At 34.5% G+C, this 20810-nt stretch carries 31 protein-coding genes; 28 read left to right on the top strand and 3 right to left on the bottom strand.

Translation table 11 applies throughout. The features are described from left to right. Position 1: 1 nt before the first annotated feature. Positions 2-457, bottom strand: coding sequence for an ImmA/IrrE family metallo-endopeptidase (locus THYS13_RS06945; protein ID WP_052210493.1), 456 nt, complete (start codon positions 455-457; stop codon positions 2-4). A 13-nt stretch (positions 458-470) separates the two neighbouring features. After that, a complete protein-coding gene (locus THYS13_RS06940) occupies positions 471-902 on the bottom strand; it encodes a helix-turn-helix domain-containing protein (protein ID WP_042833745.1) in 432 nt (143 codons plus the stop codon). Positions 903-1052: 150 nt separating this feature from the next. Between THYS13_RS06940 and THYS13_RS06935 the strand changes: the two genes are divergently transcribed. Together THYS13_RS06935 and THYS13_RS06930 are read left to right on the top strand one after the other, a co-directional pair. Further along, the gene (locus THYS13_RS06935; protein ID WP_042833744.1) at positions 1053-1289 is read left to right on the top strand and encodes a helix-turn-helix transcriptional regulator; all 237 of its coding nucleotides are present in this window, start codon (positions 1053-1055) and stop codon (positions 1287-1289) included. A gap of 44 nt (positions 1290-1333) precedes the next feature. Beyond that, entirely contained in the window at positions 1334-1603 is a 270-nt protein-coding gene (locus tag THYS13_RS06930) for an excisionase (protein ID WP_042833743.1), read from the top strand. Positions 1604-1856: 253 nt separating this feature from the next. On the opposite strand, the gene THYS13_RS06925 is transcribed toward THYS13_RS06930, so the two are convergent. Beyond that, complete coding sequence (locus THYS13_RS06925; protein WP_042833067.1) at positions 1857-3098, bottom strand: IS110 family transposase; 1242 nt, start codon at positions 3096-3098, stop codon at positions 1857-1859. A gap of 452 nt (positions 3099-3550) precedes the next feature. On the opposite strand from THYS13_RS06925, the gene THYS13_RS06920 reads away from it, so the two are divergent. The 26 genes from THYS13_RS06920 to THYS13_RS06810 all read left to right on the top strand — a co-directional run bounded on the left by THYS13_RS06920 (position 3551) and on the right by THYS13_RS06810 (position 20647). Next, a complete protein-coding gene (locus THYS13_RS06920) occupies positions 3551-4066 on the top strand; it encodes a hypothetical protein (protein WP_042833742.1) in 516 nt (171 codons plus the stop codon). A gap of 343 nt (positions 4067-4409) precedes the next feature. Next, on the top strand, positions 4410-5177 hold the full coding sequence (locus THYS13_RS06915; protein ID WP_042833741.1) for a hypothetical protein: 768 nt from the start codon (positions 4410-4412) through the stop codon (positions 5175-5177). A gap of 19 nt (positions 5178-5196) precedes the next feature. Then, entirely contained in the window at positions 5197-5898 is a 702-nt protein-coding gene (locus tag THYS13_RS06910; RefSeq protein WP_042833740.1) for a hypothetical protein, read from the top strand. A gap of 82 nt (positions 5899-5980) precedes the next feature. Continuing rightward, positions 5981-6130 (top strand): hypothetical protein, encoded by a 150-nt coding sequence (locus THYS13_RS14285; RefSeq protein WP_161485930.1) that lies wholly within the window; start codon positions 5981-5983, stop codon positions 6128-6130. Between the two features lie 103 nt (positions 6131-6233). Next, entirely contained in the window at positions 6234-6620 is a 387-nt protein-coding gene (locus tag THYS13_RS06905; protein WP_082990388.1) for a transcription termination/antitermination NusG family protein, read from the top strand. Continuing rightward, a complete protein-coding gene (locus tag THYS13_RS14925) occupies positions 6590-6682 on the top strand; it encodes a hypothetical protein (RefSeq protein ID WP_369819206.1) in 93 nt (30 codons plus the stop codon). The genes THYS13_RS06905 and THYS13_RS14925 overlap by 31 nt, the downstream gene beginning before the upstream one ends. A 190-nt stretch (positions 6683-6872) precedes the next feature. Continuing rightward, positions 6873-7292 carry a hypothetical protein gene (locus THYS13_RS06900; RefSeq protein WP_042833738.1) on the top strand — a complete coding sequence of 140 codons (420 nt, stop codon included), beginning with the start codon at positions 6873-6875 and terminating at the stop codon, positions 7290-7292. A gap of 25 nt (positions 7293-7317) precedes the next feature. Beyond that, a complete protein-coding gene (locus tag THYS13_RS06895) occupies positions 7318-7560 on the top strand; it encodes a metal-dependent hydrolase (RefSeq protein WP_042833737.1) in 243 nt (80 codons plus the stop codon). Continuing rightward, positions 7455-7871 carry a metal-dependent hydrolase gene (locus THYS13_RS14920; RefSeq protein WP_082990386.1) on the top strand — a complete coding sequence of 139 codons (417 nt, stop codon included), beginning with the start codon at positions 7455-7457 and terminating at the stop codon, positions 7869-7871. The genes THYS13_RS06895 and THYS13_RS14920 overlap by 106 nt, the downstream gene beginning before the upstream one ends. Before the next feature lie 231 nt (positions 7872-8102). Beyond that, positions 8103-10481, top strand: a complete 2379-nt coding sequence (locus THYS13_RS06885; protein ID WP_052210490.1) for a hypothetical protein — start codon at positions 8103-8105, stop codon at positions 10479-10481. Between the two features lie 60 nt (positions 10482-10541). After that, the gene (locus tag THYS13_RS06880) at positions 10542-10760 is read left to right on the top strand and encodes a hypothetical protein (protein ID WP_042833736.1); all 219 of its coding nucleotides are present in this window, start codon (positions 10542-10544) and stop codon (positions 10758-10760) included. A gap of 78 nt (positions 10761-10838) precedes the next feature. Next, positions 10839-11369: a transcription termination/antitermination protein NusG gene (locus THYS13_RS06875; RefSeq protein ID WP_042833735.1), complete on the top strand. Its 531-nt coding sequence runs from the start codon at positions 10839-10841 to the stop codon at positions 11367-11369. Between the two features lie 21 nt (positions 11370-11390). Further along, complete coding sequence (locus THYS13_RS06870; protein ID WP_052210489.1) at positions 11391-13562, top strand: ATP-dependent RecD-like DNA helicase; 2172 nt, start codon at positions 11391-11393, stop codon at positions 13560-13562. Then, positions 13546-14166 carry a DHH family phosphoesterase gene (locus THYS13_RS06865; RefSeq protein ID WP_042833733.1) on the top strand — a complete coding sequence of 207 codons (621 nt, stop codon included), beginning with the start codon at positions 13546-13548 and terminating at the stop codon, positions 14164-14166. The genes THYS13_RS06870 and THYS13_RS06865 overlap by 17 nt, the downstream gene beginning before the upstream one ends. A gap of 41 nt (positions 14167-14207) precedes the next feature. After that, positions 14208-14933 (top strand): DHHA1 domain-containing protein, encoded by a 726-nt coding sequence (locus tag THYS13_RS06860; protein ID WP_042833732.1) that lies wholly within the window; start codon positions 14208-14210, stop codon positions 14931-14933. Between the two features lie 23 nt (positions 14934-14956). Next, positions 14957-15259, top strand: a complete 303-nt coding sequence (locus THYS13_RS06855) for a hypothetical protein (protein WP_042833731.1) — start codon at positions 14957-14959, stop codon at positions 15257-15259. 59 nt (positions 15260-15318) lie between these two features. After that, the gene (locus THYS13_RS06850; RefSeq protein WP_052210488.1) at positions 15319-15942 is read left to right on the top strand and encodes a phospholipase D family protein; all 624 of its coding nucleotides are present in this window, start codon (positions 15319-15321) and stop codon (positions 15940-15942) included. A gap of 22 nt (positions 15943-15964) precedes the next feature. Further along, entirely contained in the window at positions 15965-16417 is a 453-nt protein-coding gene (locus tag THYS13_RS06845) for a Holliday junction resolvase RecU (protein WP_042833730.1), read from the top strand. Between the two features lie 551 nt (positions 16418-16968). After that, positions 16969-17763 (top strand): RNA polymerase sigma factor RpoD/SigA, encoded by a 795-nt coding sequence (locus THYS13_RS06835; protein WP_052210487.1) that lies wholly within the window; start codon positions 16969-16971, stop codon positions 17761-17763. A 24-nt stretch (positions 17764-17787) separates the two neighbouring features. After that, a complete protein-coding gene (locus THYS13_RS14795; RefSeq protein ID WP_255356296.1) occupies positions 17788-17910 on the top strand; it encodes a hypothetical protein in 123 nt (40 codons plus the stop codon). Positions 17911-17961: 51 nt separating this feature from the next. Continuing rightward, a complete protein-coding gene (locus THYS13_RS06830; RefSeq protein WP_042833728.1) occupies positions 17962-18264 on the top strand; it encodes a hypothetical protein in 303 nt (100 codons plus the stop codon). Between the two features lie 26 nt (positions 18265-18290). Then, positions 18291-18623 carry a pilin gene (locus THYS13_RS06825; RefSeq protein ID WP_235603281.1) on the top strand — a complete coding sequence of 111 codons (333 nt, stop codon included), beginning with the start codon at positions 18291-18293 and terminating at the stop codon, positions 18621-18623. A gap of 82 nt (positions 18624-18705) precedes the next feature. Next, a complete protein-coding gene (locus tag THYS13_RS14280) occupies positions 18706-18879 on the top strand; it encodes a hypothetical protein (RefSeq protein ID WP_161485929.1) in 174 nt (57 codons plus the stop codon). Between the two features lie 131 nt (positions 18880-19010). Then, a complete protein-coding gene (locus THYS13_RS06820; RefSeq protein ID WP_052210486.1) occupies positions 19011-19376 on the top strand; it encodes a helix-turn-helix transcriptional regulator in 366 nt (121 codons plus the stop codon). After that, positions 19366-20112, top strand: a complete 747-nt coding sequence (locus THYS13_RS06815; RefSeq protein ID WP_065214134.1) for an ImmA/IrrE family metallo-endopeptidase — start codon at positions 19366-19368, stop codon at positions 20110-20112. Before THYS13_RS06820 ends, THYS13_RS06815 begins: the two co-directional genes overlap by 11 nt. Next, a complete protein-coding gene (locus THYS13_RS06810) occupies positions 20105-20647 on the top strand; it encodes a hypothetical protein (protein ID WP_042833726.1) in 543 nt (180 codons plus the stop codon). Before THYS13_RS06815 ends, THYS13_RS06810 begins: the two co-directional genes overlap by 8 nt. Positions 20648-20810 lie beyond the last annotated feature (163 nt).

The following is a 20810-nucleotide window of genomic DNA, read 5'->3' as shown; positions in this document are numbered from 1 at the left end:
TTCATAAAAACTTTAAAAGTTTATATCTTACAAGTCCTTCATTAACACCCAAGACAGCAGCAATATGAGGTACTGAAAAGTATTTTAGTTCTTCTATATCACTATCATCAATTAATAATTCTGCAGCGAATATGTTTGCTTCTTCCTCATACGCTCCAACCGGGAAAAGAGTGTATTCTCTGATGAAGGAGATAGGTTTACCAGAATGGAGTACAGCATGTCCAAGCTCGTGCGCTAACACAATTTTCTTCTCATTTTCATCCAGCTCATCATTAACAATGATAAATTTGTTGCGCAGGGTTTTAATAAAATAACCTTTTGTGTATAAAGAGTAACTTTCATATACTACATGGATTCCTAAATATTCTGCAAGTTTCTGAGGATCTCTTGTTTCATGTTCTTTTACAAGGTGCTTCACTTTTTTGGAAATCTTTTTAATGTACCTTCCTTCATACATGTGAAGCACCTCTCTAATCAGTTTTCTCTTTTTTCTTTTTTCTTCCATATTTTTCTTTGTTCATTTCTTTGGCTTTCCAGAAGAGTTCAGATATGTCTTTAAAAAGCTTTTCCTTATCTTCGTCTGCAACTTTGTCATCCATAAAAAAAGCGTTAACATGCTTTACAAAGTCTTCATATTGAAGCATATCTCTTTTTGTAATTTTATATTTTTCTTTGTAGTTTTCAGGGATGAATGGCCTGCGTATATCAGTTCTACCTAATAGATAATCTATGCTGACCTCAAAAAAATCAGCTATTTTTTGAAGCGTTTCTTTGTCAGGAAACCTTACTCCTGATTCATATTTAGCTATTGCAGAATAAGACATATTTAAATATTTTGCCAAATCTTGACGTTCAATTCCCTTTTCTTCTCTTAATTGACGTAACCTTTGATTGAATTCCATATTGTCCACCTCCTACATGAATTTTAACACACATAGTCCAAAAATAAAATATTTTTAGACAAAACGGATAAAAAATATTGACATTGGACGAAACGTCTATTATAATATAAATTAAGAACTGGACAAAACGTCAAAGATAAGGGTGAAAAAATGAGAAGAAAAAAATTGAAGGAATTACGAAAAAAATATGATTTATCAGTAAAAGATATAGCAAATACAGTAGGTATATCCACTTCTCACTATTATAAAATAGAAGAAGGTATTAGAAATCCTACATTAAAAATTGCAAAAAAGATAGCAGAAATCTTAGGAGAAAATGTAGATGAAGTTTTTTTTGAAAAAGAATTAGACGTTTCGTCTCACGAGACAAAAATAGATAAAAATTAGTGCTAATATATTAACTTCCATATGCTAAAGGGGGATATCACAATATGCTTTCAAAGGTGACAGAAGGAAACATCCTTGAACAATTGCAAGAAACTATAAAAGAAGCAGTTAAGGAAGCCATGAATCCTAAACTAACTCTAACAATAGACGAAGCAGCAAAATACACCGGAATTGGCCGAGACAAATTACTCGAATTATCACATAACCCGGAATCGGACTTTCCAGCCTTTCGGGTGGGCACAAAATTTTTAATAAACAGAGAACTGCTTAAAGAATGGCTCAAAAAAGTTGCAGAAGAAAGAAAAGTTTTATAACAAAATTTTTACAAAAGGCACATAGCCTTATATAGGCTTTTTATGCCCAAAAACCTGTACCCAAAAAGTCAACCAAGTACATAGCACATAGTACATAACAAGACAAACGGTAAAATGTCAAGGGGGTAATTAAAAATTTTTTGAGACATTTAAAGGGCAAAAAGACAAAAAGATACCCTTCTTCCAATATACCAATAAATGGTATTGGAAGTTCCAGAACTAAATTCCTTATTAATTTTTAACAAAAAAGTATTTAAATACTAGCAACACCTCTTTCTTGATATATTTGACCTTTGCTGAGCATTGCAAAGATCAGAGGGATTAATCTTCTAGCAGTTAAGACGAGGGCACGTTTATGTTGGTGTTTAGGTACCTCGCGATACTTCTTGTTGTAGTAGTCTTTAAACCTCACTGTGTGCACCCTAACACAGTTAGCGGCTTCAACAAGATAGTATCGCAGGTACTGATCACCACACTTAACCAAAGAAGTATCCTGGGCATTGAAATTACCTGATTGGTATTTATTCCAGATGAGGCCAGCATATTTGGCAACAGCAGCCTCGTTATTAAACCTTTTAATATCACCAATTTCGGCGATGATACCAGCAGCAAGGACGTCTCCAATACCGGGGATAGTAGTTAGAGTTTGAGAAAAAGCTTTAAGCTGTCTTGATATCTCGCCGTCGAGCTTTTTAAGTTGAGATTCGAGGAAGCGAATATTTTCGAGTGTCATAGAAAGAGCTAAGTCGTTTGCTTCAGCAAGATCAGGGTGAAGCCTGTAAGCTCTGTTAGCAGCAGCTTTTAAAGTTTTGGCGATTTGAGTAGGGTCTGAGAGTCTGTTATTGCCGTTTTTCACAATAAAGTCGATCAGGTCATCAAGAGGCATGGAAGCAATATCATCAGGAGTAAAATTTTCAATGATAGCTAAGGAAGCCTTACCAAATATGTTGCTAAAAGGGCACTCTGAAGGATAGGTTGAGAACTTGAAAGAAATAAGGCTTAGGGCTCGATTTTTTTCACGGACCAAGCTGCGGACGATATGATAACGCATGCGAGTAAGTCTTTGCAGTGCAGCGTATCTCAAGTCTGGGAGAGGAGTTGGTTTGACCTGTCCAAATCTTACACATTCAGCAATAACAGCTGCATCAATGGAGTCTGTTTTAGGAAGATGTATATAAGCGCCTTTAAAAGATTTAATGATAGAAGGATTGATGACGTAAAATAGAGGATTAAAGGGAGCAAGTTCAGGAGAAGAAGCTAGGAAAGTATGCAAATGCCAGGCATAGTGTGAAGTAGCTTCCATGCCAAATTTAATGGATGAAATATTGTATTGTTGAGCAAGAGAGATAGTAAAGTTTAGAAGCTGCTGAGCGCCATCCAAATTATTAGGGAAGAAGAAAGTTTTTTTCACTAAGCGGTTGCCGGTCTCATCAATAAAAGAAGCAGCATTTAATTCACTTGAAATATCAATGCCAACGATAAGTGTAGAGCTCATGGTAGATTCACGCTCCTTTTTGTAAAAAGTTTTTTGAAGGTCCTTTGTCTCTGAGAGTTATTTGTAATACACCCTCGCCGTGATTAGTGCTCAGATTTAGCTTATAGGGTGCCTGACCATCGATGCTCAAGCGATGGACAGATAAGCTAAAGAGGCACAACAAACGAGTATGTATTACTCAAATAACTCCAGAGGTTCAGTCTTATTCGAGTGGTGATGCTGATTTACCAGCATGCCACAGGAGTGAGCCAAAAATACCTCAGTAAACATAAAAGGGACCTTCTACTTTTAAGTTTATCAGAGACAAAGGACCATTTAAATAAAAAATGAGAGATTTAATTATGAGATTGTTTTACCAGGGTAAAAATGGTTTTTAAGGATTTAATTTATGTGTTTATTATTAAATTTTTGATGTGAATTACAATCATATTATACGAGGGGGAGTGTACAAAATGTGTGATAAAAATAAAATTTATCGTATGTACATAATTGAAAAAATGACTATCACAGAAATAGCAAAAGAAGAAAATATAAGCAAACAAATGGTCTCAAAAATTTTAAAAGAATTTCCGGAATATGAAGCGGAAAAAAAGAAACGCAAAGCGGAAAATGACTTAAAACGTAAAGAAAAGAAACGTGAATATGTCAAACACAAAAGAGAAATAGAAAAACAAAAAAAAGAGGAAGAAGAAAGAGATTGGTGGGCGATGGTAGAAAAGCAAGAAATACATGCATTTATGATTTCAAAGAAAAGAAAAATCTCCAGAGCTCAATTGATAAAACTTTCATTAAGTCAGTATGTTGAAGTAGGAGACAAACTAAAGTACATAGATCCACACCATAAACCTGCTGACCTTCCAAGAACTTATGATGTACATAATACTATTCTTCCTCAATTTAAAGATTACGCAAACGAAATAGAAGCTGAAAAATGGACATCAAAAGTAGAAAAAGAAGCACTGAAATAAGCAGTGCAATTTTTTTGTCGGGCAGCGGTGTGGTGGGAACACACTGGATACTGCGTGTCGAATAGAGGCGTTACCTCGCGGCTGCCGAGGGTGAACCCAGTGCACAGGCACACAGTTGCGCAGCACAGCAGGTTCAAATCCTGCCTGCCCGTATAAAGAATTAAGCTCATCTGCCAGCAGAAGAAGCAGAGAGATTGTCTTTTAAGGCAATCCCGGTTTAATACAGGCGTCACTAGCGGCCGAACCCCTTTTTTGTGTAAAAAAATATAAATAAAAATAAAAGAGTACATTGATTTTTTATTAATTGGTTTTTATTATATAATAAAGATAAGGAGTGACAAATATGCTTTTGGAAATAACATTTTTGATTATCGGTTCTATAATGGCTTATATACTTATAAAGTTTAATTATAATGATTTATTATCAATAATGTTGGCTTTTTTACCAGTCTTATTAAATGTTATATACGATAATTCGGAAAAAATAAAACTTTTTTTAACAAAATTTAAATTAAGAAATCGGCAAGTTTCTGTTGTAATAAGAGTTAAAAATATTTATGAGTTTAAGACGCAAAATGTAGTAGGGTCTAATGATATAGAACAAAAATTAATTGATTCTATGGTTGCAGATGGTATAATAATTGGAAAAGAAAATAATAAAATAAGAATTGAAAGACAAAAGTTGAGAAATGGAAAAGACAACAACATAAATGTTAGAATACCAATAGTAATTTATTTACAAGTAGATGAGGATAATTTATGTTCTTATATGGAAAATACTATGGATCCTATTATTTATAAGAACTTATATAGGTGGATTAGTGAGGTAGAACATATATGGAATTATGTGATAGATTATATTAAAGATATAAATGATGTTAGACTAGTGACAACAGTTTATGAAGCGCAAATAACAATAAAAGATGATGTATTTAAAAATGTATATCTAGCGAAATATGCACCAAAGTATATTAATAAGCTAGAATTAAATAAATCCAATACTACAATACAATTGACAAATGATATTTTGAAAATAAGGAGTAAAAGTCAGAAAGATTTTAAAGAAGAAATAAAATTATATTGTGGTATAGCAAAAGATTTTTTTGAATAAAAAATTGAGGAGTGTTTTTATGCCTATAGGATTGAGATTTTGTAAAATTTCACAAAATAATCTTCCTAAAAGATTGGGTGAAAAATTTGAAATAATGCAGCAAATCACCATATGGGAAGAAGAAAATAATAAAACAAGTTCTATTGAATATATTGGCAAAAGTGAATATGGAAATTATGATAAATATAAAATTACATATTTTGTTGAACAAACAATAAATGGATATTATAAAGATATAAAAATTGAAAATATATTAGTAAAAGAAGAAAGGGTATTTTTTGTTAATACCGAAGAAAATTACATCTTGATAAAAGCACCAAAAAATGACGCATATAAAATAATTAATATATTAAAGCAAAGTAATAAAATAAAAGTAGATGAGCCTACTCTTGACTTAAAAGAATTGAGAAATAAATTATCACAAGATAAAAGCAGAATTAAATCAATTATTGGAGCATGGATAACGAATATAGAAAATACAAATTTAAATACAATTGCAATATTTGGTGATGAAGTTGATTTATCAGATGAGTTTGATGAATATGTCTCGCAAGGAGAATCTAAAATTGCTATTTTAGTAATAGATTTTGATACAGAGACAATTGCAATAAATAAAAATTATAGTGCTATATTTTATAATAGACGAAGTGAAAGTAAACTTTTAGAAGGATATGAAATAGTAAAAGGACTATTAAAAAATTATGATATGTTTGTTCATTGATTAATAACAGAGCCTACTATAAAATAAGCTAAATTTAGGCTTTATTTTTTGTCTAAAATGAGTCAAGAGGAGGTGAAGAATCATGGAAATAGTCATAGACGGCGTAGTAGATACGAGAGAAAATCCTGTAAGTGCCGATGATTTTCTTGATAAGTTCATCGACTGGATAGAAGAAAATCATTGGTATTTTGGCGGTACTGTTAGAGAATATAACGAAACCGAAGAAGATTAGAAAAATGTAGAAAACAAATTAACGGAAGAGAGACTGTAAAAAAACAGTCTTTTTTTGTTCCTAAAAATCAAGAAAAATATTTAATTTTTAGAAAAAGAAAGGACTGAAAAACATAGAAACGAAAGAAAAACCAAAATGGTATGCAATACAAACTCTTATTAATTATGAGAATAAAGTAAAACAAAAGATAGATATGATAATCCAAAATGGTACTTATAGAAATTTAATATTGCGTGCAGAAGTTCCTACACAGAAAGAAACAGTCAGGCAAAACGGAAAAATAAAAGAAGTTGAGAAAAAACTTTTGCCTAGTTACGTGTTCGTAAAAATGGTTATGACACGTGATACATGGTACGTAATAAGGAACATTAAAGGTGTTGTAGGTTATGTAGGACCAGACAGACAGCCTGTTCCGCTTTCAAAAGCAGATATAAATTTACATCAAGAACGAAATGGAGAATGTTCAAATGTCCTTCCTGTGGGAGTATAAGACACATAGATGCTAATGCAGCGAGAAATATAGCGAAAGCGATAAGCGGAATAGCTTCTTGACTGCATGGTAACAGTGCAGTTGCTCTCATGGGTGGGAAACGAACCATGAGAGGCGGGCTGGATTGACGCAGCCTTACGTGTGAGCAGATGATAAGTAGCAGAAATGTATGCTCTGATGCAGAACACAACCGCTCTGTATATATCATATACAGGGAATTCTCTATTTCTATAAGTGGAGGAGGACGTCAAAATGACAAATAATATCTCTACAACAACAGTAGGCATATTTAACAATCTGATACATACCATAACACATTTTTTAATTCTTTTTGCTGAGTTTATTATAATAGCAGGAAGTTTTGTTATAGTTATAATTATTACTTCAGGTTATCCGTCGATAACAGACAAAGAAAAAGAACTTAATTTATCTGAAGGAGAAAAAGAAATTGTAGTTAAAAAAGTTAAAACCAGATTGGCCCTTTCAATTTTCTTTGGACCAATACTGTCTAGTCCATTATTCTTATACTTATTCTTATACACAAAAAACCTGAGTACCCTGCTGCATTCTATACCGGCTAGTATAATAATAAGTATTTTAGCTTTTTTGTACTGGTTATACGTGAACTTTAAAGATTATAAAAAAATACATTTTTTATTAAATTGTAAATAAATACTATCGAATGGAGTTGGTTAAAATGTTAGGGCGCACACATATGGCATTAGCACTGACAGCAACAGCTTTCCTTACAAAAGATCCTTCCCAGTTACCAATTAGTTTAACTGTTGCTGCTGCAAGCTCACTTCTGCCTGATATAGATACACCTGACAGTACATTGAGGCACCAACTAAACAAATATACCGGAATACTAACTTTTCCTGCATTAATAGTGGCAGGATATTTTTATTTAAATACAAATACTTTTCGCTGCCAAGCCTAATATTATACCTGTCCTACATAATACTTGCCTTTATAGGCCCTCACAGAGGCTTTACACATTCTCTAGCAGGCCTTGTATTTTTTACACTTATTTTATTTATGTCAAACAAAGCAATTGTACTGCCTGCCATAACAGGTTATACTACACACCTAGCAGCAGATTTGCTTACTCCATCAGGTATTCCTCTTTTTTATCCCTATAACAAGAGTTTTAAAATCCCTCTAATACGTACAGGTTCACTGTTAGACATTTTAATCGGCCTTATATTTGGCTTTATATTTGCAGCAGTACTTTTTCAAAAATTCATATAAAATTTTTAGGGACGTTTCGCTACGTCCCTTTTTTATTGAGGGAGAGTGCACTGCACGGGCTGTTCGTTCCCCCTTGGGCCTGTGTATCACTCTCCTGCGGGTCAAAAATATCCCTCCTGATTTCCCCTTTTTTGCAGCCAATTGGCTGCTTTTTTTATCTTTTTTTGCAGCACTGCATAAAGAGAGCTTTGAGCTGTCCTACACATTGAATACGCAGCGGAGGGATTTATTATGGATATAAAAAAAAGAGAAGAAACTTATAAAGAATTAGATAACCTACTTGTAGAAATACAAAAAAGTAATAAACAACAAAGAGATGTATTAAACACTTTATTTCTAGAAAAATTTGAGAACCTGTATAAGGAATTTGACATATGGCAGGAAGAAGAAATAAAAAAAATTGATAAAAAGGTTGAGGAGGGTTTAGAGATGGAGAATAAAATCGAAAAATTTTTAGAATGGGAACAAATGTCAAGAGATACGATTGATGTAAAAAGAATTTACGTAGACATTGCGGGTGATCTTGTTACAGGAATATTACTATCTCAAATTATATACTATTTCTTACCAAACAGAAATGGAGAATCAAAACTAAGAATAATATACGAAGGAAAAGAATGGCTTGCAAAAAGAAGAGAAGATTGGTGGGAAGAGTGCAGGATAACTCCCAAACAATTCGACAGAAGCATAAAAATTTTAGAAGAAAAAGGTATTGTAGAAACAAAAATAATGAAGTTTAAAGGTAATCCGACAAAACACATCCATTTAAACATAGAAACACTCTTAAACGAAATAGAGAAGATGTTTAATAAAAATAGTCAGAATATTCTTAATAGTGAAACTGATCTAGTTGACACAGACGAAACCGAAGAAGAACAGGAAAATTCGTTTTTACCCAAAGGTAAAAAACTAGAAGAATCAAAGGTTTTAGAGGACAGCAATCTAGAATTTGAAGAAACAATCCCTGCAACCATTGACAATACTGGTTTTTCCCCAAAGGTAAAAAACGAAATTCCCCAAAAGGGAAAAAACGTTTTTGCCCTTTGGGGAAGAACCATAACAAAGAACTATACTGCAGAGAGTGAAAATAATAACCTGCAAGAGATAACTGCAGGAGTAACTCTCTCTAGAGAAAGTAAACCTTCTAGAGAGAGTATATATCTCTGCAGTAAGAAAGTAAACAATAAACTAGCAAAATTAATAAAAATTAATAATTTTAAGCTTTTTTTAATTTATAATTTTCTAGAAAATAACATTACTATAAAACCATGTAAATACAAAATACTAAGATATAGGGATGATAACGTTTACTCTAAAATAAAAAATAATAAAAATCTTAGTTTAGAGACGTACACTAACTCTAAAGATCTACGCTCTATATCAAAGTTGCACCCTAACAGAGATATTGTTACCTGCAGCAGTAATAAAAATATTTCTTCCGGTAGAGATAATATCTCTCATGTAAGAGAGTTAACTGACAGGAAAGATCCCAACATAAATATTGACTGGGACAGTAATAATAAAAAATTAACTCACGTTCAAGATAATATCTTTCATGTAAAAGATTACTCTAACAGGAAAGATACAGAACCAGTTAAGGACAGTTATAGAGAAAGCAATATATACGCACTTACTAGAATTAATGCTGAGATTAATAATTTAAATTTAGGCACCAGCGAAAAAGTTTCTGAGTGCAGCAGTCTCCAGAAAACTAGAAATGACATAACTACAGCACAACAGGCAGAAAAAGAGCCTGACAGCTGGGAGAAGGTCAAAAGCGATGAAGAAATCAGATATAGCTACGGAGACTGGGATGATTACAGCATTGAGAAATTTGATGATGGCATAATACACACTTCACCAAGAGCTCCGCATGAAATTTTTGTCGATCCAGCTGCTGCCTGCAGTGATAATAAAGCCGGCAGCAGTGAAAAAACTGTTTCTGCACAGTCAAAAATAAACTGTCCTGCAGTTAGAGTTCAGCAGATTTTAGAGACAGCAGAAGAACAGAGCAGCAAAGCTCAGGAAAGAAACCTTATGCTGAACCAGCAGCGGAAGAATTTGCAGGAAGTTCTTAATGCTGGTACAGCTGAAGAGGTCAGTACAGGTTTTGAAATCACAAAACTGAAGATTCCGGGCGAGACAATAAAACTCTCCAACAAAGTTTTTCTGCCAAACCCGGACGAAAACATATTAGCCCCTGAAGTAAGTGCTGAGCGTGTTTTCTGCGGAGATGACAGCAAGGATGAACGTACAGCCAGCAGCAGTATAAAAAACACTGCCGGCAGCAGGAATAAAAATACAGAACCAGCAGCAAGAACCGGTTTTGAAGTAATAAACTGGCAGGTTTCAAAATCAGTTAAAGCCGTAATTGGAACAGTAGTGCATGGAAGCAAAATCCGGCACCTGACTTCCCTGCCTGACCGGTGGTCGGAAGTTTTGCAGGGAATTCTTAACACTACTCCGGATGCTGTTCGCAGTGGTAAGAGTACAGTAAGTCACTTTGCAGTAGTAAAGCATCGGGTTTCAGGAATGAAAATTGCCGGAGCAGAAGCAGCTAAGCATAAAACAGTTGATAAGCACGTTTTTCCCAGAGACGGGCCTCTTTGAGGGTTTAAAATAAAATTCAAAAAGCTTGTCAAATTCGTGTGAGAAAGGAGTGCTGCTGAAATGCATGAGGTACACAGAATTGCTCTTTCCAGATCTCCAAAAGATTGGCAAAAACTTGCAAAAAGTACATCAGACTTAGACAGAGCTTTTTATTACAACGCTTTAAGAAGACTTGCCGAAGCCATGCAGAAAGGGAATGAAAGCGAAATAGAAACGTGGACTTTTAGTGCGGAGCAGTTGAAGAAGCACCTTGAAACAAAAGAGCTTTTCAAAATTTAAGTGCCTTAAAAAAAGCACACTTAAATATTGACAAAATTAATTAATGAGTGTATAATTAAAAACAGGAGGATAATAAAAATGCCTGAAAAATCTGATATACACGAAAAGGCATTGTGGTATGTAATTTTTACACACTACAATGCTGAAAAAAGGGTTAAAGAGCATATCAACAGTCTGGCTAAAACGGAAAAATACGACGGGCTGATTATAAAAGCAGAGGTGCCGGTACAGAAGAAAACCGTATCCGTAAAGGGAAAAATAAAGCAGATTAAGGAAAAAATGTTTCCCGGATATGTGTTTGTTAAAGCCGTTATGATTCCTGAAGTCATATCAGCAATTAGACGAGTTAACGGAGTAACACATTTCGTAGGAGGAGGAAATATGCCTGAGCCGATTACTCCGGCAGAAATAAAAAGGGCGGGAATAACAGACACTGTAGACGAAGAATTTAAGGCAGGAGATGCTGTCATGATAATTGACGGGCCTTTTGAAAACTTTATTGGAAAAATCACAAAAATTAACGGCAGTAGCATAAAAGTCTGTCTCAGCATGTTTGGCAGAGAGGTGGAAATAGACTTTTCTCCTGAACAGCTTGCGAAAATGCAGTAGTTTGAGGAAGGTGAACAAACTATGACAGAAAACCTGCAGGAAATTAAAAACTGCATAGTCGAAAAAATTATTTTTTCCTCTCCAGACGGCTATACGGTTGCAGCTGTTCGGACAGAAAATAATATCTTCACTGCAACCTTCCAGGGTAGTTACAAGCAGGGACAGAAGCTCGACCTGATAGGAGAATGGTACGTCCATGCAAAGTATGGCAGGCAGTTCAGAGTCGTGTTTGAAAAAGTGTCCAGAGAGGCAGAGGAAAGCGATATAGAAATTTTCCTGCAGAACATAAAAGGGATAGGTCCGGTAAGGGCAAGAAAAATAGTCGCAGCATTTGGGAAGGATGCTTTGCAGGTTATTGAAGAAAGCCCTGAAAAACTTAGAGAAATTGGGATACCGCAAAAGGTAGTTGATTCAGTAAATGCTGAAATCACACAGAACAAAGAATTCAACGAAATAAAGCTTGAGCTTCTGCCTCTGGGCTTTTCACTTAGCATGATAAAAAAGCTTTACGACCGTTACGGCAGTAATACACTGATTCAGGTAAAAGCAAACCCTTACAAAATCGCAGAAGAAGTCGATGGAATAGGCTTTATCAAAGCCGATGAAATAGCAGCAAAATTTGGAATAGAGAAAGATAACACGTACAGGATTCAGTCAGGCTTAAAATACACATTGTACCTCGCAGAAACAGAAGGGCACTTATACCTTCCGGTAACAACACTGTGCAAAGCAGCCTCTGAGAAAATTTTAAAAGTAGGATACACGAAAGTTTTAAATCAGGCTCTGTATTTAACAGCCACACAGGAGCTTTATGACGACGAAGGAAAAGTGTACCTGCCCAAAAACTTTTACAGTGAAAAGTACATTGCTGAGAAAATTGCTAAAATGCTCAATGAAAAGCCATGGAAAATAAACAACATTGATGAGTTTATCAAGGAGGCAGAGAATGTAAAAAACATCGAATACGGTTCAAAACAAAAAGAGGCGATAAAAAAAGCTGTTGAAAACAACATATCAATCATAACGGGAGGCCCAGGCACAGGCAAAACAACAATTGTCAGTGCCCTTTTATATATCTTCCAGAAACAAAATAGGTCTGTAGCTTTAGCATCTCCTACAGGCAAGGCAGCAAAAAGACTTGAAGAAGTAACAGGATACCCGGCAAAGACAGTTCACAGGCTGCTGGAGGCAAAATTTGATAAAGAATTCAGAAGTGTAAGGTTTTTCAGGAATGAACTCAATCCGCTTGATGAGGATGTGGTTATTGTTGATGAATTCTCAATGGTTGATAATGAGCTTGCTGCAAGCCTTTTTAAAGCCATGAGAAACGATACAAAGCTTGTCATAATAGGAGACATGGATCAGCTTCCATCAGTAGGCGCAGGAAACGTCTTAAGAGACTTAATTGAGTCGGGCATAATACCTGTAACAAGACTGGATGTTATTTTTAGACAGGGAGAAACCTCAGGGATAATCCTCAACTCGAAACTCATAAGAGAAGGCAAAATGGTGTGCTTCAACAACAAAGATTTTATCTTTCATGAACTTGTAAGTACGGAGCAGGTTGTAGATGAGTTTATGAAAGAGCTTCAAAGTGGCAAAACATTAGATGATGTGCAGATTTTAACACCAATGAAAAAGACAGACATAGGAACGCTGGAATTAAACAGGCTGATACAGGAACGAATAAATCCACCACATCCCCAGAAAGAAGAAATAGCGTACGGCAGCAAAATATTTAGAGTTGGAGATAAAGTTATGCAGACGCAGAATAACTACGAAAAAGAAATTTTCAACGGCGACACGGGATACGTGAAAAGAGCTTACAGAGATGAAGAAGGCTTAAGGCATGTTGTAATAGACTTTGATGGACGCTTAATTGATTTGATAGAAGAAGAACTAAAAGAAATAATTCCTGCTTACGCAATAACAATACACAAGTCACAGGGCAGTGAGTACGATACCGTAATCGTGGTGCTTGCAATGAATCACTACATCATGCTGAAGAGAAACCTTCTGTACACTGCTGTTACAAGAGCAAGAAACACAGTAAAAATCTTTGGAGACATGCAGGCAATAAAAATAGCAGTAAATACAATCGACAGCTCAAAAAGGTACACAGCCTTGAAAGAAAGACTTAAAACACAGAAAGAGCAGATGGAAAGGGGGATTTTATATGCTCTGGAGATATAATCCAAATACAAAAATTGAACTGCAGAGGAAGTATCCTGTAACTCCCAGCGACTTCCCCCTTTCTGACATTGTTAAAGCCATTTTAACCAGTGAAAAAATTGCTGTATTTGGAGATTATGACGTTGATGGAATTGCTTCTTCACTTATACTCAAGAATGCTTTAGACGTTTTAGGGATACGGAATGAAATATTTTTACCGGAGAGAAAAGAAGGTTACGGAATTAAGCCTGAGCATGTATGGCAGATAAAGGAAGAAGGTTTTAAGACAATTATCACTGTAGATAACGGCATAACTGCTGTTGATGCAGCAAAAGCAGCTAAAGAGCTGAGTGTTAAACTAATCATAACAGACCACCACGAACCGCAGTATCCTCTTCCCGATGCGTACAGAATTTTTAATCCCAAGCTTTACAAGGACAAATATCAGGACTATGCAGGAGCAGGTGTGGCATATCTGCTTGCAAGAGAGCTTTTAAGGCAGAAAAATCTTTCAGTAACTCCTGCAATGATACAGCTTGCAGGACTTGCCACTGTTGCTGACGTTGTTCCTTTAGACGGGAACAACTGGTACATTGCCAGAAAAGGCCTTGAGCTTATGAGATAGCTCCTAGAATTAATGCTACAGGGCGTTTAAAAAGTCCACAAATGGGTTTGGAGCTTTTACTTTACGGTACAAATGCTGAAGAAGTTGAAGAATTGAACAGAAAGCGCTTAGAGCTTGTAAATCAATATTTAAGCCATATACAGGATAAAGAAGATAAGTTTTTAATATATGTTTTTAGAAACTGTCCAAGAGGTATAACAGGACTCATTGCGAGTCGTGCTGCCGAAAAATTTCAAAAACCTGTAATGGTAAGTAGTGTAGACAACAGCGGTAGGGCAGTATCTTCAGTAAGAACTTACGGAGAATTTGATTTAATGGAAGCCTTCAAATATGTGTCTGAGCGTACAGATATAACCTTTGGAGGGCATAAATCAGCAGCAGGTGTTTCATACAGCATTAAAGATTTAAAAAGGATCCAGAGCTTATTGAACAAATACACAGAAGAGAATCCGCCTAAAGAAGAAATAAGGGATTTGGACGGCATTTTAACAAGAATACCATCTTTAGAAGAAGTTAAGGCTTTTGACAGTTTTGAACCTTTCGGTTACAAAAATCCGGAACCCGCTTTTCTACTGGAAGGTACAGTTACAGACGTAAGAATAGATCAGGACTGGCAGCTGGTAATTGTCAACGAAGAATTTGGATTCTTTTTAGACGGTACTTACAGAAAAGGCGATAAAGTGAAATTTGTTGTAAGCCCATATATAAAAAATGCTTATGTTAAGCTATGGGTATTGGATGAAAAACCCACTATTTTAAAAGAATAAGTAAAAAAGGAGAGATATATTAAATGGGAATTTTTATAGTTATAGTTTTTCTTGTTTTGACAGCGCTTCAAGTTTATATCGATTTTCAATTGCTTAATGTTGCGGATAGGATTACAAAAATGCTTCAACCTTATGGAATAACTCCCACCTTCAACAATACGCTAATCTTGTGGGACTTAAGGGTAAATCTTATTTTACTGATAATAGTTCTAATTTTGGGCATTGTTATTGCTGTTATTAATCTAAAACAGGGTTTAAGAAAGGATGTAGATACATGCAAAAAGGCGATGCACTGGATGGACAAAGAAAAAACAGGCTCTGCATGATATGATTGCAGAAACGTTAGTTGTAAAAAATTAAAATAACAATGAAAGGTGATGAAAAAATGAAAAAGTTTTTATCTCTGCTGTTAATTTTAATATTATTTTTGACTGCCTGCAGCACTACAATTTCAGATCAAATAAGATACGATGTACCTTCACATAAAGTACAACACAATTATCAGTCAAGAGATTATAAATCAAAAGATAATGCTGCTGTTTCTGTAAAAGGAATTCAAGTTTATTTTCCAAGAGCAGGACAAGACCCTGCACCTGTTTTAGCTAATTTAATAAAACAATCGCATTCCTCTTGTGATGTAGCAATCTACAGTCTTACAAATCCTGACATAGTTAAGGCTTTAGTAGAAGCTCACAAAAGAGGAGTAAATGTCAGAGTGATAACTGACAGAAAGGAAGCAGAAAACAAAGTACAAAAACATGCTGTTAATGTACTTCTAATGGCAGGCATACCAATAAAAGTTAATACACATCCTGGCCTCATGCATCTCAAAATGACAGTAATTGACGGAAAAACAGCCACCACAGGAAGCTACAACTACACAAGAGCAGCAAGCAAAGAGAATGACGAAATGTTTGTCGTAATAACCGATCCTAACTTTGTAGAAGCATGTCAAACGGAATTTGATCGGATGTGGACAGATAACGAAAACTTTGCTGCTGTGCGATAAATAAAAGAAAGGATGTTTAAATATGCAGAAAGGCAGCACACTCGAGGAATTTGTAGAAAACATGGCTGTACAGTTAAAACTGTCAGGACAGGGAATTCTTTTAAAACAGAATGTTCTATGGGTTAATTATGGAGGCAAAGTTTTCCCTAAAAAGGGTGCTCCTGTGGATTTTCTGGGCGTTGTAAAAGGCATTCCTGTTGCACTGGAGTGCAAAGAAACCACTTCAGACAGAATACAGCTTACCGAATCTCATTTTTCTGAAAAAGAGAAAGCTTTCCTTTCAGACTTTGAAAAAGCCGGCGGGAAGGCTTTTTTAATTTTTGCTTTCTGGAAACACAACTCCATTTACGTTATTCCATATAAAAGTTTTGTGCAATACGATAAAAAAACTATAACTAATGAAACAGCAAAAGAACTGGGAAAGAAGGTTGGTATGGGAACTATGGAATTTGTCAAAATAGTTGTATGGCAATAGAATGGAAAATCTATGATACTGAAAAGGAATAGCAGAAGTTCTTAATACTTTCAAGTAGCGTACTGAGCAGATTGAGAAGAAAGCTTTGCATAAATTAATAAATAACAAAGAGGTGCTTTAAGATGTGTAAAAATCTACAAAAAAAAATTTCTTTAAAGAGTCCTTTTTACTTGTGGTAACAAATTTTTTTTATGCAGTTCTTTATGGACTTTTGGCAGTGCCAGTTGCAATACCAATAATTATATTATTTGGATTTTCCAAACTGTATTTTATTAGGGCATTTTTAGGAGTATTAAATCCCCTTTATTTATATTATTCAATTTCTTCTATATATGATTCTATACACTGGCCCTGTTGGTTGTGGATAATATTGCTTTTTTTGATTGTACCATTAACTGTTGTTACATCTTTTTTGGCTCCTTTGTGGTTAAATTTTTTATTATTAGGATTATTGATGGTCATTTCTTTAATAATATTTATTTTTACCTGAAGATAAGCTGTGTGGGAAAGATAGACTTTAAACCTGTTTTTCAAAAGCGGGGTGATGATATGTGAACGTGCTAACTAAAGAAAAAACCGATGAATTTGAGCTTTTTGAAAGATTAAGAAACGGAGACAAAAAAGCCAGGGATGAAATAGTTGAAAGAAATACGGGCCTTGTTATAAACATTGCTGTTAATTTTTCAAAAGCTTACGGAGTAGAATTAGATGACTTAATACAGGAAGGATTTATAGGCTTGCTTGCAGCAATAGAAGGTTTCGATCATACAAAAGGTTACAGATTTTCTACTTATGCAGTTTTTTTTATAAAACAGAAAATCCAGCGCTATATATGGGGACGTTCCAGAACAATACATTTGCCCATAAAAACTTATCAAAAACTTAATCAGGTGTTGTTGGCTCAGCTAAAGCTTGAGCAGGTTAAAGGAGAAACTTTTCCGGAAGAAATTGCTGAAGAAACAGGAATGAAAACGGAGGAAGTCGTACATCTATTAAACTTAAAAAAACCTGCAGTAAGTTTAAATCAGCAATTAAATGAAGATTATGACACGGAACTATTAGATATTATTTTGGATGAACAGAGTAAAGATGAAATTGACAGAAGTTATACATTAGAAGAATTAAAAAGGGCCTTAAGAGAATGCTTAAAAACCTTACCTGAAAAAGAGCGTAGTGTTTTGGAAATGCGTTACGGCTTAAATGGAAAACCCATGACACTAAAACAAATAGCAGAAATTCTCAATATTTCCAAGCAGCGTACCGGGCAGATTGAAAAGAGAGCTTTACAGCGATTGAGAAATAACAAAAAAGTTAAAAATGCCTTACTGGATTTTCTACATGACTAAAATTCAAAAAGGGAGATGATAAAGATGATAAATACGTACCAATTTGCAGCGGGACTTGGAACAGGCCTTTTTATAGGTTTAGTGTTTGGAATGGGATTTATGTGGTATTTCAACTGTTGCAGTAATTTTAAAGAAAAACAAAACTGAGTTTGAAACAGGCTAAAAGCCTGCATTTTATTTTTAAGGAGGTGATGGAAAATGCCTCAAACACCTATTCAACCTGCAAACATTCATCCGGTAACACCTCAGGAATTTGCTGTAAAAGTTGCACATGCGCTTGCAGTGCTAACTCAGGTCATTAGTAGCATCATTATGCCTCTTGCAGGATTTATATTTACAGTGTCAATCATAATGTTCATACTTGGCAGTATATTCCATGCATCTACTTTAAGACGTGCAGGAGCAGGAGGCATGATAGGAGTTGCAGTGGGAGTGCTTCTGTACTATGCAATTCCGACTATTTTTGGCGTACTGCAGGTTGTGAGCCAGTCATTTAAATAACATTTTTAACGGAAGGAGTGAAATCTATGTATAAAAAAATAAAAGCGTTTTTTGCTTTTGTTACAGTTTTTATGTACTCTTTAACAGCTGCTGTATATGCAGATAATGGTGTTACAGCTGTTGATACAAGCGGAATAAAAAACTTTATCTGGAATATTGTCAATGCCCTTATGGACGTTGCAGTGGTTGTAGCAGTAGGTTTCATCGCATGGAACGGCTACAAAATCATGTCAAGCTCCACAAACCCTGTAAGGCGCTCTGAGGCGATGACGGGACTTCTGTGGGCTATACTTGGAGCTATTGTTGCACTTGGGGCAAAGTGGTTTGTTGGAGTTGCGCTTGGATTTAAACCGCAATAATAAAGAGGTCACTTTGTTGGGACTATCGTTTATGATAGTCCTAATTTTTTTATTTAAAAGTAGATAGAAGGGGGTGATGAAAATGGTAAATAAAATATATCACCCAGTATGCAAACAAGAAGTTGAGTTTAAAATAAAGAAAAGTTCACTCGAAAAATCTGAAGAAGCACTAAAAGAGGGAAGAATATCTAAAAAAAACATATCAAAAAAATACAAAAAACAAATAAACCTCATATTACTGGCAATAGGTTGCTAGTTAGCCGTGTTTTTTTATTTTCTCCATAAAATTTAAAGGTTAAAAATTAATTTTGTGTTTACAAGTAGAAACAAAATGATATAATATTATTGAAAAATGTTTAAGTTATTTAACAAATTGAGGTGAGGACAATGAAAGAGATTATAGCGGAAAGATTACAAAAAGCCAGAAAAAGTGTAGGGCTTACCCAAGAGAAAGTGGCTCAGTTGCTCAATGTGAGTAGAAATAAAATAATCAATATGGAGAAAGGCGACGATGATTATGAAATAACCATGCTTGAAAAGTTATCGAAACTTTATGGTTGTTCATTGGAATATTTAGCGGGAATTGAAGAAATAGAAGATAAAGAGGATGAACTTTTCTTCAGAACTTTAGAATCAAATAGTGAATTTAAAGACTATGAGATAATGGGATGGAGCAACATGCTTTTGTCTAATATTAAAGCATTAAAAGAGATACTGAGTGAGGTGCCGGAAGTTGAAGAATATGAATATTAAAGCTAAAATGTATGCTCTTGAAATGAGAAATATCTTAGGGTTAGGGCTACTCAAACCTGTTCCTGATATATTTTCACTTCTTGAAAGTATTGGAATCTACGTTTTTAAAAAACCTTTTCTTGATACACATATCTCCGCTCTTTATAGGAAAAGAAAAGATGTTTGTTTAGTTGTTATAAACTCTTCAAGAACTCTTGGACATCAAATTTTTTCAGCTGCTCATGAATTGTATCATTACCAATACAATCCTGAAATCACAAATAGAATTTGTATAGTTAATTCACCTGATTTAAAACAAGAAGAAATTATGGCAGATTTATTTGCTTCTCATTTTTTAATGCCAGATGATGGTGTAATAGAAATAGCAGAAAAAAGGAAGAATAGAAAGGGATTGTTGGATATTACAGATGTACTTTTTATTCAGCAGTACTTTGGCGTAAGTTATAAGGCAATTATAAATAAATTGCAAGATTTAGGGTATATAAAAGACCCCTCTATCTATTTGAATGTTTCTATAACTAAATTAGCTAAAGGGTTAGGTTATAACACTCAAATTTACCAGCCAACAAATGATATTTATTGTTCAAAAACTTATGTAGAATTAGTTATAGATGCTTTAAAATTAGAACAAATAAGTATTAGAAAAGCAGAAGAGTATTTAAACGCAGTGAATGTTAGACTAAGTGATGTAATGGAGGAGCAATCTGTTGAAAAGGGGGATTGGATGTATGACTAATCCCCCAGCAGTTATAGATACAAATGTGTTTTCAAACTTTGCTATAACAGGTAATATTAATATACTTGAAACACTCTACAAACAGAGGCTTTACATACCCACTATTGTTATTCAGGAATGTCAAGACAAATCGGAACTAAGACCTTACATATCTAACGCTATTTCAAAAGGATGGTTAAAGGAGTTTGTTATTTCCTACACTTCAACTCCAGATGAATTTATAGAGCACACTAAAATACGAAAAAGATTCCACCCGGGAGAAAGTGCAATCTTGGCAATTGCAAAGGTTAATAATTTTATTGTCATAAGTGATGATATAACTGGTGTGAAAAATTATTGCAAAGCTAATGGCTTGAGATTAAAGGGAAGTTTGGGAATATTGTACGAAGCCTATTCACAGAAGTTAATAACTGTTTCACAGGGTAACAAAATTATTCAGGACATGATAAACTTTAATAACTATAAGTGTCCTGTTCAATCTATGCAGGAGGTTATAAATTGGTTTGTATATTGTATTGGTAAAGAGTTATTTTAAAAAAAGTTTAAGAAATAAGAAATAAAAATAGTGCAAATATGTTGAAAAATGGGAAGTAGATTAGGAAAAATCGGATTGTCAAGGCTTACTAAATAAAAATTTAAAATTGCATTTTTCAATGGTAACTAATTCAAAATAAGGTACTTTTGAGAAACTGTTTTTT

The sequence above is a fragment of the Thermoanaerobacter sp. YS13 genome, assembly GCF_000806225.2.
GTDB classification, from domain to species: domain Bacteria; phylum Bacillota; class Thermoanaerobacteria; order Thermoanaerobacterales; family Thermoanaerobacteraceae; genus Thermoanaerobacter; species Thermoanaerobacter uzonensis.
The sequence above is the reverse complement of the archived record's forward strand: the minus strand, read 5'-3'. Positions and strand labels throughout refer to the sequence as shown.